The organism is Pantoea sp. X-Soil-TKNS-1211 (assembly GCF_059730495.1).
In genome coordinates, this window is sequence record NZ_AP035956.1 from 235253 (window position 1) to 250056 (window position 14804).

Here is a 14804-nt window from a genome sequence, read left to right on the forward strand (position 1 = left end):
AGGTAGGTTATTTTTTCGCAGCCATAAATGCGCTGAGTTGCGCGAAGGTGATATAGCCTTTTTTCGCCGTATCTATTTCAGAAAAATGCTGCGCAACCCGAGGCATACCGGCCTGTGCTTCTGCCAGGGTCAGCTTGCCATCATGATTGGTATTCGCTGCATTGAAGCGATTTTGCATCAGTTGCGCGAATGCGGCGGTGGGTGCGGCGCTGGCAGCGCTGATAATCGCGAAACCGGCGACCAGAATCAGAAACTTTTTCATTTATTACCTCGATTAACCGTTGATTAAAGCGTAAAGGGACAAGCAGAAATTCACGGGAAAGAGGATATAAAAAAGCGGCGTCGGCAGGGGTTATCAATTGTTCCAGACTTATGTCATCGCATGTCATGGCGGGGGCTACAAACACTTTTGAACTGCTGTTTTGCCGGGGAAAATGTAAAATGACTCAGGCCGTTATCTTATTTTTCCGCCAACAATAACAGGAAGATGCAATGAACCCGTATTTCACAGCAGTCGAGCTAGAAAAGGCCTGGCGCCTGATCAATCATGGACCTACAACACTGGTATCCGCCAGCCATGATGGCATTGAAAACGTGATGGCTGCGTCATGGGTTTGTGGACTGGATTTCACACCGGCCAAACTGACGGTGGTACTGGATAAATCGGCTTATACCCGGCAGTTAATTGAGAAGAGCAATAAGTTTGTTATTCAGGTGCCGAATGCCAAACAAGCCGAAATGGTGCATTACCTTGGAACCCATTCCAAAGCCACAGAGCAGGACAAGCTTTCACACAGTGATGTTGAATGTTTTTATGTGGAGGGGATTGATCAACCTTTTGTCAGCGGTTGCTCTGCCTGGTTGTATTGCGAACTTATCCCACTGGAAGCGAATCAACGCGATCACGATCTGTTTATCGGCGAAATCAAAGCGGCATGGGCCGATAGCCGTATTTTCCAGCACGGACACTGGTTGTTCGAATCGGCTGGGGATGAGTGGAAAAGTTTGCACTACATCGCGGGAAAACACTTTTATAAAATTGGTGAGGTTCTGGACGTCGAGTAGCCAGACATCTTTTGCCTGACGCAGACCTCGCCAGACTGGCTGGCGAGGACGTCAATGTACGCGACGTACACCACCAGTCCCTCTTTCCATGCCAGATAGACAACTCACTGGAGCCTTTAACCCTGATAATGTGTTGTCGCAAGATTTCCTGTTCCGCGCACCATTAAAATGGCGTAATGAGTCTTAAGGGCTTGTTACGGCATGAGTCACAACGACACCCAGCGAGTTAGTTCGCTTAATGATCGCAATGGTTTTGTCGCCATACATATTACCTGCGGGATGACACACTTTTATCTCTTTCTGTAAATCAGGATCATAAAGGCGGGCACCTGAACAACCATGCCGCCCGGCGGAAGAGTATTCATAAGGGGAAGAGTAAGTGCTGATTTCTCCCGGCAGTAACCATGTGAGTGTCGTAAGAATCCCGTAACTGAGTACGAAGGCGATGAGCAGCAAACCGACATACAGTAAAAAGTGTTCTTTGATAGTTTGCGGCTTTGGCCCTTTTCCCCATTTGATAAGCGCCAGGAGCATGAGAACGGCTAAAAACAGATTGGTAAAAAGCATGAGCCTGATTGTGGATGAATTCAGGAAGGTTTCCTGTTCAATCTCATATCGCCAGGCGAGAAAGGCGAAGATGCACCCCAGAATAACCAGGGTGATGGTAAATAATTTCGGATAGGAGGTTTTTCCCATTTTTCCTGATACCTTCCATGATCATGAAACGACTTATATTTTTAGATGTTACAATATCATCGCTGATAAAAGAAATGCGCAATAAAGCCAGGTACTTATTCACCGCTTTCACAAAAACAGAAGGTGACTTGCACAAATAACGTTCACACAAAAAGTGCAGGTATGAACGTTTCTGCACCATCGCAATACTCAGCCGTCTGCATAGTGAGCAACGTAGTCTCCCTGTATTGATATCTTCTTCTCCCCCTTAAACCTTATTTATATCGCTGTGATGTCTGTCTGCTCTGGTGTTTCTCATTTTGAGAAATCGGTTATCGAAAATCGGTAACGGCAAATAACGGGCATTGGCGCTGCTCTTGCTACATCAGTGCCATCTGCTTTTGTTGTTAACTTTTCATTGATCGCTGGAGAACGGTATGGCTCGTTACAAGACAAGACAGATTCACAAGTATGCTTTTACTGCATTATTGTTGTGCTGCGCTTCTTACAGCTATGCAGGTAAACAGAACGACACGCTGGTTTATGCCTCAGATAATGAAGTGGAAAATATCAGTCCTTATCATAACACCCTGCGTGAAGGCGTTATTCTGTCGCATATGGTGTGGGACACACTGATTTATCGTGACCCGAAAACCGGCGAATATAAGCCGGAACTTGCATCGGACTGGCAATGGGAATCCCCGACGTCGCTGTTAATTCATCTGCGCAAAGACGTTAAATTCCATAATGGCGATCCCTTTAGTGCGGATGATGTGGTCTACACCTTCCAGAATATCGCTGGCCCCAATACCGCCTCCGTGGTGCCGCAAAGTGTCGACTGGATCGATCATGTTGAGAAAGTCGATGACTTCACCGTTCGTTTGCACCTGAAACAGCCCTTCCCGGCGGCGCTGGAGTACCTCTCCGGCCCTACACCGATATATCCGGCGAAATATTTTCAGCAGGTGAAACTCGAAGGCTTCAGTAAAGCCCCGATCGGCACCGGGCCTTATAAGATCGTGAAAGTGATCCCTGGTCAGGGTGTTGATATGGTGAAAAACCCGGACTATTTCAAAGAAAGCCCACAGGGACAGCCGCACATCGGTAAGGTGCAGTTTGTGGTCATCCGCGACCCGGAAGCGCGTGTCGCCCAGCTGATGACCGGCCAGGTGGACTGGATCTGGCGCGTGGCGGCCGATCAGGTTGAGCCGCTTTCGGCCATGCCTAATATCGCGGTGAAAAGCGGTGAAACCATGCGTATCGGTTTCCTCGCCCTTAACACCAACGCCACCGGGTCAGAAGCGGCTCCGCTAAAAGATCTGCGCGTACGACAGGCAATTAACTACGCCATTAACCGTCAGGGCATTGTCGATAACCTGGTGCGTGGTGGTAGCAAACCGGTTTACACCGCGTGTTTTCGTACCCAGGTCGCCTGCAACGACAGCAAGGTGATTAAGTACAATTACGACCCGGCCAAAGCGAAGCAGCTGCTGGCAGAAGCGGGTTATGCTAACGGTTTTGACACCGACCTGTGGGCCTATCGCGAGCGTGACTACGCGGAAGCGATTATCGGCGATCTGCGCAAGGTGGGGATTCGCGCCCGCCTCCACTATGTCCAGTATCCGGTGATGGCGACCGCCCTCAGCTCCGGCCAGGCACCGATGGCCTTCAACACCTGGGGATCGTTCTCCATCAATGATACCTCGGCCTTTACCACCCCTTACTTTGGCGGCAAAGGCAGCGATATCTGGAAGGATGCGACGCTGACCGCGATGCTGAAAAAAGCCGATGCCACCGTCGATTCTAAGCAGCGCAATGAAGAATACGGCGAGGCGCTGGGGCGCATCTCTGCTCAGGCTTACATTGCGCCGATGTTTTCCTACTCCACCCATTACGCCTTCAATGCTGATCTGAACTTCCAGGACTGGCCGGATGAATTGCCGCGCTTTGCCCAGTCCAGCTGGAAATAAGGAGCCGAGTTATGGTGCGCTTTATCATTAACCGGTTGCTGGTGGCGCTGGCGGTGCTGTTTACCGTGGCAGTAGTTAGCTTTGCCCTGCTGCATCTCTCGGGTGACCTGGCGATCGCCATTGCCGGACCCGATGCCAGCGCGGAAACCGTGGCACAAATCCGGGTGCAGAATGGACTGGACCAGCCGTTGCTGGTGCAGTTTTCGCACTGGTTCTGGTCGGCGTTGCACCTTGATTTTGGCCGCTCGTTCTATTTTGAGAACACCGTAATGGAGCTGGTCGGTCAGCGCATGCCCATCACACTTCAGTTGGGTGGTGTAGCGCTGCTGTTGGCGCTGGTGGTGGCAATTCCTCTTGGTGTGGTGGCGGCGGTGTTTCGCGACAGTTGGGTCGACCGCTGCGCGATGTTTATCTCGGTGCTGGGTCAGGCGATCCCCAACTTCTGGTTTGCTCTGGTGTTAATCCTGATTTTCGCGGTGGGGCTGAAGTGGCTGCCGGTGGCCGGTAACGGCAGCTGGCAACATTTTGTGTTGCCCGCAGTAGCGTTGGGATACTACGCCATGCCGTCGCTGATGCGTCTGACGCGTTCCGGCATGCTGGATGTGCTGGGTGCGGATTATATCCGCACCGCCCATGCCAAAGGATTAAGTGCCTTTAAGGTGGTGGTGAAGCATGGTCTGCGTAACGCCATCATCCCGGTGGTGGCGCTGGCAACGGTGGAACTCGGTTTCATGCTTGGCGGCTCGGTGGTGATTGAATCGGTGTTCTCCTTGCAGGGACTGGGCCAACTGGCATGGGACTCCATCTCCCGTAACGATTTCCCGGTGGTGCAGGCCATCGTGCTGATCATCGCTATCTTCTACATCGGGTTAACGTTCCTCGCCGATGTGCTCAATGCCGTGCTCGATCCCCGTTTGCGTAGCAAATAAGGAACCTTAATGAAAACGACTATGGCAGGAACCATGAAAAACGTCATTAGCCCGGAAACCGGCCTGCTGCCGGAACCCACGGCCTGGCAGCGCCTGTGTCGCCGCGTCTTCGGCCATCACAGCATGACGCTCGGCGTGGTGATTCTTGGGACCATTGTTTTGCTGGCATTGCTGGCCCCGTTAATCAGCCCACACGATCCCTTTGCGCAGGAAGTCAGTCGACGCCTGGTGCCGCCGGTGTGGTTTGAGAAAGGTGAATGGACGCATCTGCTGGGCACCGACAAACTTGGGCGCGATTATCTTAGCCGCCTGTTGTATGGCGCTCGAGTATCCCTGGTGATCGGTCTGGTTTCGGTGCTGATTTCCGCGCTGATCGGCGTCACGCTCGGTGTGCTTGCCGGTTACTTTGGTGGACGGGTTGATGCGGTGGTCAGCTACCTGCTCACCGTCCGACTGGCGATGCCGGTGATCCTGGTGGCGCTGGCGCTGGCCTCGCTGATTGGGGGTTCGGTAAAGGTGGTGATTATGTTACTTGGCCTGCTGTTGTGGGATCGCTTTCTGATTGTCTCCCGCTCCGTCACCCGCCAATTGCGTGAGGCCGAATTTATCGCGGCAGCGAGAACGCTGGGTGCGTCCTCGCTGTTTATCATGCTGCGCGAAATTTTGCCGAATCTGCTCGGGCCGCTGACCGTGGTGGTAACGCTCGAAATTGCGCACGCCATTTTGCTGGAAGCCACCCTGTCGTTTCTGGGACTTGGCGTGCAACCCCCGATGCCCTCCTGGGGACTGATGGTCGCAGAAGGCAAGGCCTATATGTTCTTTCAGCCCTGGGTGATTGTGATCCCCGGTGTAGCACTGGCGTTGTTGGTATTGAGTATCAACCTGGTGGGTGATGGTCTGCGCGATATCACGGCACTCGACGGTCGCAACTAAGAGGGAAATGACATGAACCAGACTGACGCACCTCTGCTGGAAGTGAAAAATCTGCGGGTGGATCTACAGACGCCGCGTGGCACGCTGCACGCCGTACGCGGCATCGATTTCAATGTCAATCGCGGCGAAATGCTATGCCTGGTGGGAGAATCCGGCTGTGGCAAATCCATGACCTCGCTGGCGATGATGGATTTGCTGCCGCGCAATGCCCGCCGCGAGGCTGACAGCCTGCGTTTTAAGGGGCACGACCTGCTGGCACTCAACCGACGCGAACGCGCCGCGATGCGCGGCAACAGCATGTCGATGATATTCCAGGAACCGATGACATCGTTGAATCCTTCCTGGACGCTTGGCGAACAGTTATGCGAAACCCTGCTGGCCCATCGTAAGGTTTCACGGGCGCAGGCGCGGGAACGCGCGGTTTATCTGATGGAACGCGTTGGCATCCCACAGGCGGCGGATCGACTGAAACAGTATCCGCATCAACTTTCTGGTGGCCTGCGGCAACGCATTATGATCGCAATGTCGCTGATGTGTGAACCTGAACTGATCATTGCCGATGAACCGACTACCGCGCTGGATGTCACCATTCAGGCGCAGATCCTGCGGCTGCTGCGCGAGCTGCAACAGGAAATGGGTCTGGCGGTGATCTTCATTACCCACGACCTCGGCGTAGTGGCGCGAATCGCCGATCGCGTGGCGGTGATGTACGCCGGGCAGGTGGTGGAAACCGCGCCAGTCAATGAACTGTTTCGTCAGCCGCAACATCCCTATACCCGTGGTCTGCTGGAGTGTATTCCGGTGGCGGGTCGCACTCAACCGGGGCAGCCTCTGCCTACCATTCCGGGTGTCGTCCCTAATCTGACCGGTCCGCAGCAGGGTTGTGCGTTTCGCAACCGTTGTAACCAGTGTCAGGAGGCGTGTAACGAGAATCCGCCTTATCAGCCGCTCAATGCACAGCATCAGGTGCGCTGCATTCGTCCTTTAACCATCCGGGAGGCGCTATGAGCAACCTGACACCACCGCATATTGCTGGCAATGAGGATATCGCGCTGGAACTCTGCGCGCTGACTCGAACTTTCCGTCTCAATCGTGGCCTGTTTAAGTCCCCTGCTGAGATCCGGGCGGTAAACAATGTTTCATTGCGCATTCGGCGTGGGGAGACGCTGGGACTGGTGGGTGAATCGGGCTGCGGCAAAAGTACCCTGGCGAAAATGTTACTGGGTTTGCTGCCACCCACCACCGGCAATGTGCTGATTGAGGGACGCGAAGTGGATGCCGCCGATCGGCGTAAATTGAGCGCACGTATTCAACCCATTTTTCAGGATCCCTACTCTTCTCTTAACCCTCGGCGCACCGTCTCGGATGTCGTCGAAGTGGCCTTGCGACTGCATAACATTGGCACGCCAACTGAGCGCAAAAAACAGGTGCGGGAAATGCTGGATCTGGTGGGGATGCCGTCACGTACCCATAGCCAATATCCGGGGCAGCTTTCTGGTGGTCAGCGTCAGCGCGTCGCCATTGCCCGCGCGTTGATTTTGCGCCCGGAAATTCTTATCTGTGACGAACCCACTTCGGCGCTGGACGTCTCGGTACAGGCGCAGATCCTCAATCTGTTGCTGGCGCTGAAACAGGAATTTTCCCTGACTTACCTGTTTATCAGCCACAACCTGTCGGTCGTGGAGCATCTGGTAGATCATGTTGCGGTGATGCGCAAAGGCCAGATCGTTGAACAGGGAACGCGGGAACAGATCTTTAACCAGCCGCAACATCCTTATACCAGGGCGTTGCTGGCATCAGTGATGACCCCGGAACCGGGTCTCGGCATTCCAGAAATTGAAGGAATCGACGGATAATGACTATCACACGTGAAGCGACCTTACAGGCAGCGCTGGACCATTTTCACAGCGGTGCCTTACGTGAGACCCTGGCGCGCCGGGTAACCTGGCGGACGGAGAGCCAGCATCCACAGCAGATGGCTTACCTCAAAGAAGAGATGATCCCGTATCTGACCGCGCTGGGATTCAGTTGTCAGGTGGTTGCCAATCCCGAGGCGGGAAAAAGTCCTTTTCTGCTGGCGCGCCGCCTGGAAGACGATGCCGCCTTTACCCTGCTGACGTATGGTCACGGTGATGTGGTGCCAGGGGATGAAGCTAACTGGCGCAGCGGCCTTAATCCGTGGGAGCTGAGGGTTGAGGGTAATCGCTGGTACGGACGCGGGACTGCCGATAACAAAGGCCAGCACAGCATTAACCTGGCGGCGCTGGCGTTGGTACTCAAAGCGCGTAACGGACGGCTGGGCTATAACGTCAAAATGATTCTGGAGATGGGTGAAGAGATCGGTTCGCCGGGACTGGAGACGGTTTGCCAGCAGTATCGCGACTGGCTGGCCGCCGACCTGTTTATCGCCTCGGATGGTCCTCGCGTGACAGCGTCACGTCCTACCTTGTTCCTCGGTTCGCGCGGCGTATTCAATTTCTCGTTGCAGGTGACATTGCGGGATGGCGCACATCACTCCGGCAACTGGGGCGGCTTGCTCAGCAACCCCGGTATCCGGCTGGCCCATGCGATTGGTAGCCTGGTGGACGCCAATGGCCGCATCTTACTGCCTGAGTTGTTGCCGCCACCGTTATCGGAGAGCATCCGTCATCATCTGACCGATCTTGAATTGGGTAATGCCCCCGACGATCCGCAAATCGCCCCGCAGTGGGGAGAACCCGGCTTAAACGCGGCAGAGAAACTCTATGGCTGGAATACTCTGGAGACGCTGGCGATTATTAGCGGCAACCCCGATAAACCGGCACATGCTATCCCGCCCACCGCGCTGGCGCATTGCCATATGCGTTATGTGCCGGGTAGTGATGTCGACAACTTTGCCAGTCATATTCGCCAACATCTTGACCGGCATGGTTTTCACGATGTGGATGTGGTGGCACCGGTGAACTGTTTTAAAGCGACGCGTATTGATCCTGAAGACCCGTGGGTCGGCTGGAGTGTCGCCTCCATTCGGCGCTCAACCGGGAAGGACGCCGCAGTGCTGCCAAACTTCGGCGGTGGCTTACCCAATGCGTGTTTTCTTGATACTTTTGACGTGCCTACGCTGTGGCTACCGCACTCGTATCCGGCATGTTCCCAGCACGCTCCCGATGAGCATCTGCTCGCCGATGTGGCCTGTGAAGCGCTGCAAATCATGACCGGCCTGTATTGGGATCTTGCTGAGCAGGGCCGGGAGGTACTACTCGAACGGCAAGGCTGACATCAGGGAGGTCCTGTGCACAACACTGAGATTCGTTACTTTATGGCGGTCGCAACCACCGGCTCGATCAGCGCCGCCAGCCAGCAACTGTTTGTCGCCATCTCAGCTATCAGTCGGCATATTCAGCGGCTGGAAACCCGGCTGGGGGTGACGCTGTTTGAACGCAGCCCACGCGGGATGCAGCTCAGTGACGCCGGGCATATTCTGGCAAACCATGTCCGCCGCAGCATGGCGGATATGGAGTTGGCCCTCGCGGAGCTAAAAGGTATCAAAGCCGCTGACCAAACCACTATTCGGGTGGTGTGTACCGATGGGCTGGCGTTTAACCTGCTGCCAAACCTGATGGCGAAGTTTCGTCTGCTCCATCCCCGCGTCAGTTTTATTCTTACCGTCGGCACCGGCAGGCAGGTGCCGGAACTGGTGCGAAACGGTGAGTGCGATCTGGCTATCCGCTTTATCCTGTCTCCTGAGTCCGGTGTTGAAGTGCTGGCGTCATTCCCCTCGCCGGTGCTGATATTTATGAAGGACGATCATCCGTTAGCGCAGCGGGATATTCAGTTGGCGGATCTGAACGCCTGGCCCGTGGTGTTGCCAGATCAGTCAGCGACCATTCGCCAGCTGTTTGACCTTTCCTGCCGCATGAATAATGTGTTTATCGATCCTGTCTTCACCTGTAACCACTTCTCCACGCTGTACGAATTTGTCTGCCAGACGCCGGGTGCCATCAGCGTCAGCAGCCATTATTCGATTATGACGCGTGCGCGGCAGGATGGCCTGATCATCAAGACCATTAACCGCGACCAGTTAAGCCAGCGCAGCCTGCAATTGCAAAGTGAGATGGGGAAACCGCGCAGTGCGATGCTGGATGCCTTTTTTGTTTTTCTGCGGGAGGAAATTCAGCAGCGGGATCAGCAGTGTCGGAAAGAGTTTGATTTGCAGTTTCGTTGAGTCAGGTCGGTAGCGGCGCGATTTATCGCGCGGTTTTAAAACAAAAAAACAGCGCGATAAATCGCGCCGCTACGAATGAATACCGAGAGATTAGCCGTTACGGAAGATATAGCTGTAGGCGCTCAGGGCTGGCGCGCCGCCCAGGTGGGCATACAGGACTTTCGAGCCTTCCGGGAATTCGCCATTACGCACCATATCAATCATGCCCTGCATGGATTTCCCTTCGTAAACCGGGTCGGTAAGCACCCCTTCGGTGCGGGCGCACAGGCGAATCGCTTCCAGCGTGCCTTCGCTCGGTAAGCCGTATTCCGGGCCGCCGTAACGGGTATCCAGCACCACGTCTTCTTCGGTGATTTCACGTCCCAGTTCCACCAGATTCGCCGTGTTTTGCGCAATGCGCAGGATTTGCGCTTTGGTCTGTTCGGGTTTGGCTGAAGCATCAATGCCAATCACATTGCGTGAGCGACCGTCAGCGGCAAATCCCACCACCATACCCGCCTGGGTGCTGCCGGTGACCGAGCACACCACGATGTAATCAAATTTAAAGCCCAGCTCTTTCTCTTGCTGACGCACTTCTTCGGCAAAGCCGACAAAGCCCAGGCCGCCGTAGGGATGCTCTGAACATCCCGCCGGGATTGGGAATGGTTTGCCGCCATTTTCAGCCGCTTCTTCCATTGCCTGCTTCCAGCTTTCGCGGATACCGATATCAAAACCGGCAGCATCAAGGCGTACATCGGCACCCATAATGCGTGAAAGCTCGATATTGCCGACGCGGTCATAGACGGCATCGGAATAGTTCACCCAGTTCTCCTGCACCAGAACACACTTCATCCCGAGATGAGCAGCCACCGCGGCAACCTGACGCGTCTGGTTGGACTGCACGCCGCCAATGGAGACCAGGGTGTCACATCCTTGCGCCAGTGCTTCCGGGATCAGATATTCCAGCTTACGGGTTTTGTTGCCACCAAAAGCCAGGCCGCTGTTACAGTCTTCACGTTTGGCATAAAGTTCCACTTTGCCACCTAACTCCGCACTCAGACGTTTCAACGGGGTAATCGGCGATGGACCAAACGTCAGAGGATAACGGGGGAATTTTTCAAGATTCATAGCTTCTCTCCGGGATAAATGAAGTCGCACGCCTTAAATTATGCTGCGCTGTTGATATTGGTTTGCGAAATAACGATATCCCATCAGGATAATTTTTCATATTTCGTTTTATGTGTCATTTTTATAATAAAAATAGATCACAGGGTGATTTTGTGATTAAAAATTACATTTTTCACTCTCATGACGAAATAAAATTAACAACCACCTTGTCTGGCTTTAGGTGGGTTGTGATTATTTTGTTAATTATCAATTGGTTATGATTTTTGTGCGATTACTGCCAGCCTGGCACAGTACGTCTCTCTACGCGAACGCCCTCTATTGAACTGCTACGACTAATAATGCTATTTCTTTGCCCACCCCTCCCCATGTTAATAAAGAATGATCACATGACTGAAAATTACCAATATGCGAACCATGCAAGGCAAGGGATGTTAAAAGGCATTATTTTATTAGTCGTTGCGATTGTCTTATGGGGTTGTAACTGGCCGGTAATGAAAGCGGGGCTTTCTCATATCACGCCATTGTGGTTTTCTACGTTGCGTTTTTCTACCAGTGCCGCAGTGCTTTTCTTATTGCAATTATCGACAGGAAGGATACGTATTCCTGGTCGTCGAGAAATTCCGGTAATATTCAGCGTGGGCTTACTACAGATGATGGCCTTTACTGCGCTGGGTTGTATTGCGATGAATTACCTGCCAGCCGGGAAATCCGCGGTGCTGGCTTATACTACGCCTTTATGGGTGGTGCCAGCTTCGGTGATTCTCTTTAAAGAAAAATTATCAGCTTTCCAGTTATCTGGCGCGTTAATTGGCATTATTGGTATCGTGGTCTTATTTAATCCCCTGTCCATTGACTGGCACGATCACTGGCAAATTATCGCTAACGGGCTGCTGTTGCTGGCCTCACTTTGCTGGGCAATCTGCATTCTGCATCTACGCCACACCAGATCCCGGCTTAATGCCTTTGAACTGGCCCCGTGGCAAATGTTGCTCGCAACCCTCGTGCTACTGCCGCTGGCGTGGGTGTTTGAGGGCAGCTGGAGCGGCGATAATACCCGCGAGCTGTTAGCTATCACCTTGTTTGTCGGGCCGATAGCCACGGCTTTCTGCTTTTGTGCGGTCAATGCCGCCAGTGCATGGTTATCCGGCGTCACCCTTTCATCCATGATGTTACTGGTGCCGATTACCGGCCTGCTGGTGTCAGTGCCGGCTTTGCATGAAGAACTGACGTTGCCGCTGGTGGCGGGCGCGTTGCTGATTGCCCTGGGTATTGCGTTACTGACGCGAAAAAAAGCGTGATGGCCGTTTTATAAGGGGATTTGCGTAGTGGAGAACACCTCGCGCAAACCCATAAAAGAACGGATCTGGCGTACACCGGGGAGAAATAATAATTGCTCAGCGTGGAGTTTATTAAAGCTCTGGTTATCTGCCGTGCGGATTAACATAATATAATCGAACTCCCCACTGACCATATGGCATTCCATGCAGCCGCGTATTTTACCCGCTTCACCTTCGAAATCTTTAAATGATTCTGGAGTAGAGCGATCGAGAACAATGCCTATTATCACTACCAGGCCTGCATTCAATGTTTCCGGGTTGAGCAAGGCAACAGTGTTTTTAATATATCCTAGTTTTTTCAGACGTTCGACACGACGTAGACAAGCGGGAGGACTGAGGTTGATTTTTTCAGCCAGAGTGACATTCGCGATTGAACTGTCGCGCTGTAAAATTCGGAGTATTGCCATGTCAAAGCGATCGAGTGTTTTATCACCACTTGTGACGTCTGGATTTTTTTTCTGCTCCATGAACTCCGCCTTGTATAATATGAATATCTTATTTTTATCATAGCCTGAGCTTATATTTTTAACGGCTACAAGAATGACTTGTTTGCATCCTTTCATTGGAATATAAAAAAATCAACTCCAGTATTGATGAAGGTACAAATGGCTTCGATTGATATCTATATCTCTGAACGCTTACGACAATTGCGCAAAGCGCAGGGCTGGAGTTTGAGTGAAACAGAGAGAATGACCGGAGTCAGTAAATCGATGTTGGGTCAGATCGAGCGGGGAGAATCCAGCCCGACGCTGGCTACCATCGAAAAAATCTCCACTGGATTCCGGCTCACGTTGAAGGACTTTCTGAATCTGTCTTAAAACCGGAGCCTACGGACTCTTGCCGAGCGCTTTCGCAAGCTGAGTTTGCGGCACTTCTGGTTTTCTCCAAGGCGATTTCCTGTCTAATTTCTGCAGTACGTGCAGCGATGCGCTCCTGGCTTTCCGGGGAGCGTTTTTCGAGCAATTTTTTATACGTTGCCATTGTCTTGTACTTCCGGTGATTCCTGATGTGATGCGTTCTTAGTATCTGCTTCGACAAACAGGCTGTTGATATCGCGTGATCCATGCAGCATTCGTTCTATTCGGATGTCCATATCAAGGATTCTGAATACGATGATATACCGACCGTAAGCACAGATTCTGACGCCTGGCCCAATCTCCGGCCTTTGCCGGTAGATAACGGGAGATTCGGCAATCAACAGGCACTGTTGGTAAAGTTCTTCCGTGAAGCTGGCTGCACGCACCGGATTATCCTGTGCGATATAGTCACCGATGGCTTCGATATCCTGTTCTGCCAGGGGCGATATCGCTAATTTCATTTCATCAGCTTACCTTCTGCCATCTGCCGATATTTGTTCGAAAGCCGCCCGAATACCTCTTCAGCTGTTTTGTTTTCTCCGCTGTTGATTCCGGCAGTGATCGCCTTTTGCAGGGATTCAAGTTTTGTATGTTGCTCACGTTCTTCCAACGCCCGAAGTCCGGCACGGATGACTTCACTGGTATTGTTATAGCGTCCACTTTCTATCTGCTCACGGATGAATGCTTCGAAGTAGGGACTGAGCGCGACACTGGTTGGCATGATCGTGTCTCCAACTGAGATTACTATTAGTTAATAACTATTAGTATAACGTCTTTTTTTTCACCGGCCAAATACCGCTATATCGTGCCCAGCTACCATAGGACTGGCAATCGTTGTGGTGGCAGGCTTAGTCCAGTTTGTTCACTGATCGAATTGTATAATCCGCGATTACCGACCAGTCCTTATTACCTCCATCCGCATCAACAGCTCGAGCCATTTGCTCGTACACGGCTGTCAGCATCGGCAAGTCGGCCCTCAACGCTGCGGCGGCTTCTCTGGCAATCTTTAGGTCTTTGAGGCCCAGACTGGCTTTGAACCCAGGTTCATAATCCTCTTCAATGATTTTTCCTGAATAGACCTGGTAACTACGACCACCAAACAGCGTATTGAGAATGAGGTCAAAGAATTGTGTACGATCCAACCCATTAGCTTCCGTTAGCACCACGGCTTCCGCCATGGCTTCAATCGCCATGGTGATCATCATGTTGCAGGCTATCTTCGCCGCATGAGCGGCACTGGGTTTATCTCCCATCTGCCACACGCGTTTGCTGATGGCTTCCAGTACGGGCTTCACTCTGCTCAGCGCTTCTGGCAGCCCCGCAGCAAGTACGTTCAGCTCTCCACGGGCTGCCACATCAGGCCGACCTAGTACCGGAGCCGCGACATAAGCGATACCCGCTTCCTCGTGGAGGGTGGTCAACTGATGCGAGAACCCCACGGAAATGGTGGACGAAATGACATGTATCAGCTTTGGGTTTGCCCTGGAAAGGAGCTTGCCATCAATGATGACCTGCTGGATTGCTGCATCGTCAGAAAGTAGCGTTATCGCGACATCTCCTGATAACGCCTGTTCAGGCGTATTGACGGAAGTGACACCCGCTATCTCGCGCCCCGATCGGCTCCAGGCCGATACACGGTGTCCGGCGGTCACTAAATTACCTGCGATGGCACTGCCCATCGCGCCAAGTCCAATGATGCCAATGTTCATGATGTTGTCTCCTGATTG

Annotated in this window: 17 protein-coding genes and 1 pseudogene; 10 read left to right on the top strand and 8 right to left on the bottom strand. The window is 52.8% G+C overall.

The window, feature by feature from the left end:
* Positions 1-7: 7 nt before the first annotated feature.
* Positions 8-262 carry an EF-hand domain-containing protein gene (locus AC6I8W_RS25880; RefSeq protein ID WP_497839128.1) on the bottom strand — a complete coding sequence of 85 codons (255 nt, stop codon included), beginning with the start codon at positions 260-262 and terminating at the stop codon, positions 8-10.
* A 230-nt stretch (positions 263-492) separates the two neighbouring features.
* Here AC6I8W_RS25880 and AC6I8W_RS25885 point away from each other — a divergent pair, with 230 nt between their 5' ends.
* A complete protein-coding gene (locus tag AC6I8W_RS25885) occupies positions 493-1065 on the top strand; it encodes a flavin reductase family protein (RefSeq protein ID WP_497839129.1) in 573 nt (190 codons plus the stop codon).
* A gap of 183 nt (positions 1066-1248) precedes the next feature.
* On the opposite strand, the gene AC6I8W_RS25890 is transcribed toward AC6I8W_RS25885, so the two are convergent.
* Positions 1249-1761, bottom strand: a complete 513-nt coding sequence (locus AC6I8W_RS25890; RefSeq protein ID WP_497839130.1) for a hypothetical protein — start codon at positions 1759-1761, stop codon at positions 1249-1251.
* Positions 1762-2177: 416 nt separating this feature from the next.
* On the opposite strand from AC6I8W_RS25890, the gene AC6I8W_RS25895 reads away from it, so the two are divergent.
* The 7 genes from AC6I8W_RS25895 to AC6I8W_RS25925 are packed head-to-tail and all read left to right on the top strand — an operon-like array spanning position 2178 to position 9776.
* Entirely contained in the window at positions 2178-3710 is a 1533-nt protein-coding gene (locus tag AC6I8W_RS25895; protein ID WP_497839131.1) for an ABC transporter substrate-binding protein, read from the top strand.
* Positions 3711-3721: 11 nt separating this feature from the next.
* The gene (locus AC6I8W_RS25900) at positions 3722-4639 is read left to right on the top strand and encodes an ABC transporter permease (protein WP_497839132.1); all 918 of its coding nucleotides are present in this window, start codon (positions 3722-3724) and stop codon (positions 4637-4639) included.
* A gap of 9 nt (positions 4640-4648) precedes the next feature.
* Positions 4649-5572: an ABC transporter permease gene (locus AC6I8W_RS25905; RefSeq protein ID WP_497839133.1), complete on the top strand. Its 924-nt coding sequence runs from the start codon at positions 4649-4651 to the stop codon at positions 5570-5572.
* A 12-nt stretch (positions 5573-5584) separates the two neighbouring features.
* Complete coding sequence (locus tag AC6I8W_RS25910; protein WP_497839134.1) at positions 5585-6580, top strand: ABC transporter ATP-binding protein; 996 nt, start codon at positions 5585-5587, stop codon at positions 6578-6580.
* Complete coding sequence (locus tag AC6I8W_RS25915) at positions 6577-7428, top strand: ATP-binding cassette domain-containing protein (RefSeq protein ID WP_497839135.1); 852 nt, start codon at positions 6577-6579, stop codon at positions 7426-7428. The genes AC6I8W_RS25910 and AC6I8W_RS25915 overlap by 4 nt, the downstream gene beginning before the upstream one ends.
* Positions 7429-7433: 5 nt before the next feature.
* The gene (locus AC6I8W_RS25920) at positions 7434-8828 is read left to right on the top strand and encodes a M20 family metallopeptidase (RefSeq protein WP_497839385.1); all 1395 of its coding nucleotides are present in this window, start codon (positions 7434-7436) and stop codon (positions 8826-8828) included.
* Between the two features lie 15 nt (positions 8829-8843).
* A complete protein-coding gene (locus tag AC6I8W_RS25925) occupies positions 8844-9776 on the top strand; it encodes a LysR family transcriptional regulator (RefSeq protein WP_497839136.1) in 933 nt (310 codons plus the stop codon).
* A gap of 90 nt (positions 9777-9866) precedes the next feature.
* Here AC6I8W_RS25925 and AC6I8W_RS25930 read toward each other — a convergent pair whose 3' ends face one another.
* Positions 9867-10883 carry a 1-aminocyclopropane-1-carboxylate deaminase gene (locus AC6I8W_RS25930; RefSeq protein WP_497839137.1) on the bottom strand — a complete coding sequence of 339 codons (1017 nt, stop codon included), beginning with the start codon at positions 10881-10883 and terminating at the stop codon, positions 9867-9869.
* Between the two features lie 386 nt (positions 10884-11269).
* Between AC6I8W_RS25930 and AC6I8W_RS25935 the strand changes: the two genes are divergently transcribed.
* The gene (locus tag AC6I8W_RS25935; RefSeq protein ID WP_497839138.1) at positions 11270-12181 is read left to right on the top strand and encodes a DMT family transporter; all 912 of its coding nucleotides are present in this window, start codon (positions 11270-11272) and stop codon (positions 12179-12181) included.
* Positions 12182-12189: 8 nt separating this feature from the next.
* On the opposite strand, the gene AC6I8W_RS25940 is transcribed toward AC6I8W_RS25935, so the two are convergent.
* Entirely contained in the window at positions 12190-12687 is a 498-nt protein-coding gene (locus tag AC6I8W_RS25940) for an Lrp/AsnC family transcriptional regulator (protein WP_497839139.1), read from the bottom strand.
* 138 nt (positions 12688-12825) lie between these two features.
* Between AC6I8W_RS25940 and AC6I8W_RS25945 the strand changes: the two genes are divergently transcribed.
* Positions 12826-13038 carry a helix-turn-helix domain-containing protein gene (locus tag AC6I8W_RS25945; RefSeq protein ID WP_497839140.1) on the top strand — a complete coding sequence of 71 codons (213 nt, stop codon included), beginning with the start codon at positions 12826-12828 and terminating at the stop codon, positions 13036-13038.
* A 55-nt stretch (positions 13039-13093) separates the two neighbouring features.
* On the opposite strand, the pseudogene AC6I8W_RS25950 reads toward AC6I8W_RS25945, so the two are convergent.
* The 4 genes and pseudogenes from AC6I8W_RS25950 to AC6I8W_RS25965 form a co-directional block, all read right to left on the bottom strand.
* A pseudogene (locus tag AC6I8W_RS25950) lies at positions 13094-13201 on the bottom strand (helix-turn-helix domain-containing protein); the annotation flags it as partial.
* Positions 13188-13538, bottom strand: a complete 351-nt coding sequence (locus AC6I8W_RS25955) for a type II toxin-antitoxin system RelE/ParE family toxin (protein ID WP_497839141.1) — start codon at positions 13536-13538, stop codon at positions 13188-13190. The gene AC6I8W_RS25955 and the pseudogene AC6I8W_RS25950, both read right to left, overlap by 14 nt.
* Positions 13535-13798: a type II toxin-antitoxin system ParD family antitoxin gene (locus tag AC6I8W_RS25960; protein WP_497839142.1), complete on the bottom strand. Its 264-nt coding sequence runs from the start codon at positions 13796-13798 to the stop codon at positions 13535-13537. The genes AC6I8W_RS25955 and AC6I8W_RS25960 overlap by 4 nt, the downstream gene beginning before the upstream one ends.
* Positions 13799-13925: 127 nt before the next feature.
* The gene (locus AC6I8W_RS25965; RefSeq protein ID WP_497839143.1) at positions 13926-14786 is read right to left on the bottom strand and encodes an NAD(P)-dependent oxidoreductase; all 861 of its coding nucleotides are present in this window, start codon (positions 14784-14786) and stop codon (positions 13926-13928) included.
* Positions 14787-14804 lie beyond the last annotated feature (18 nt).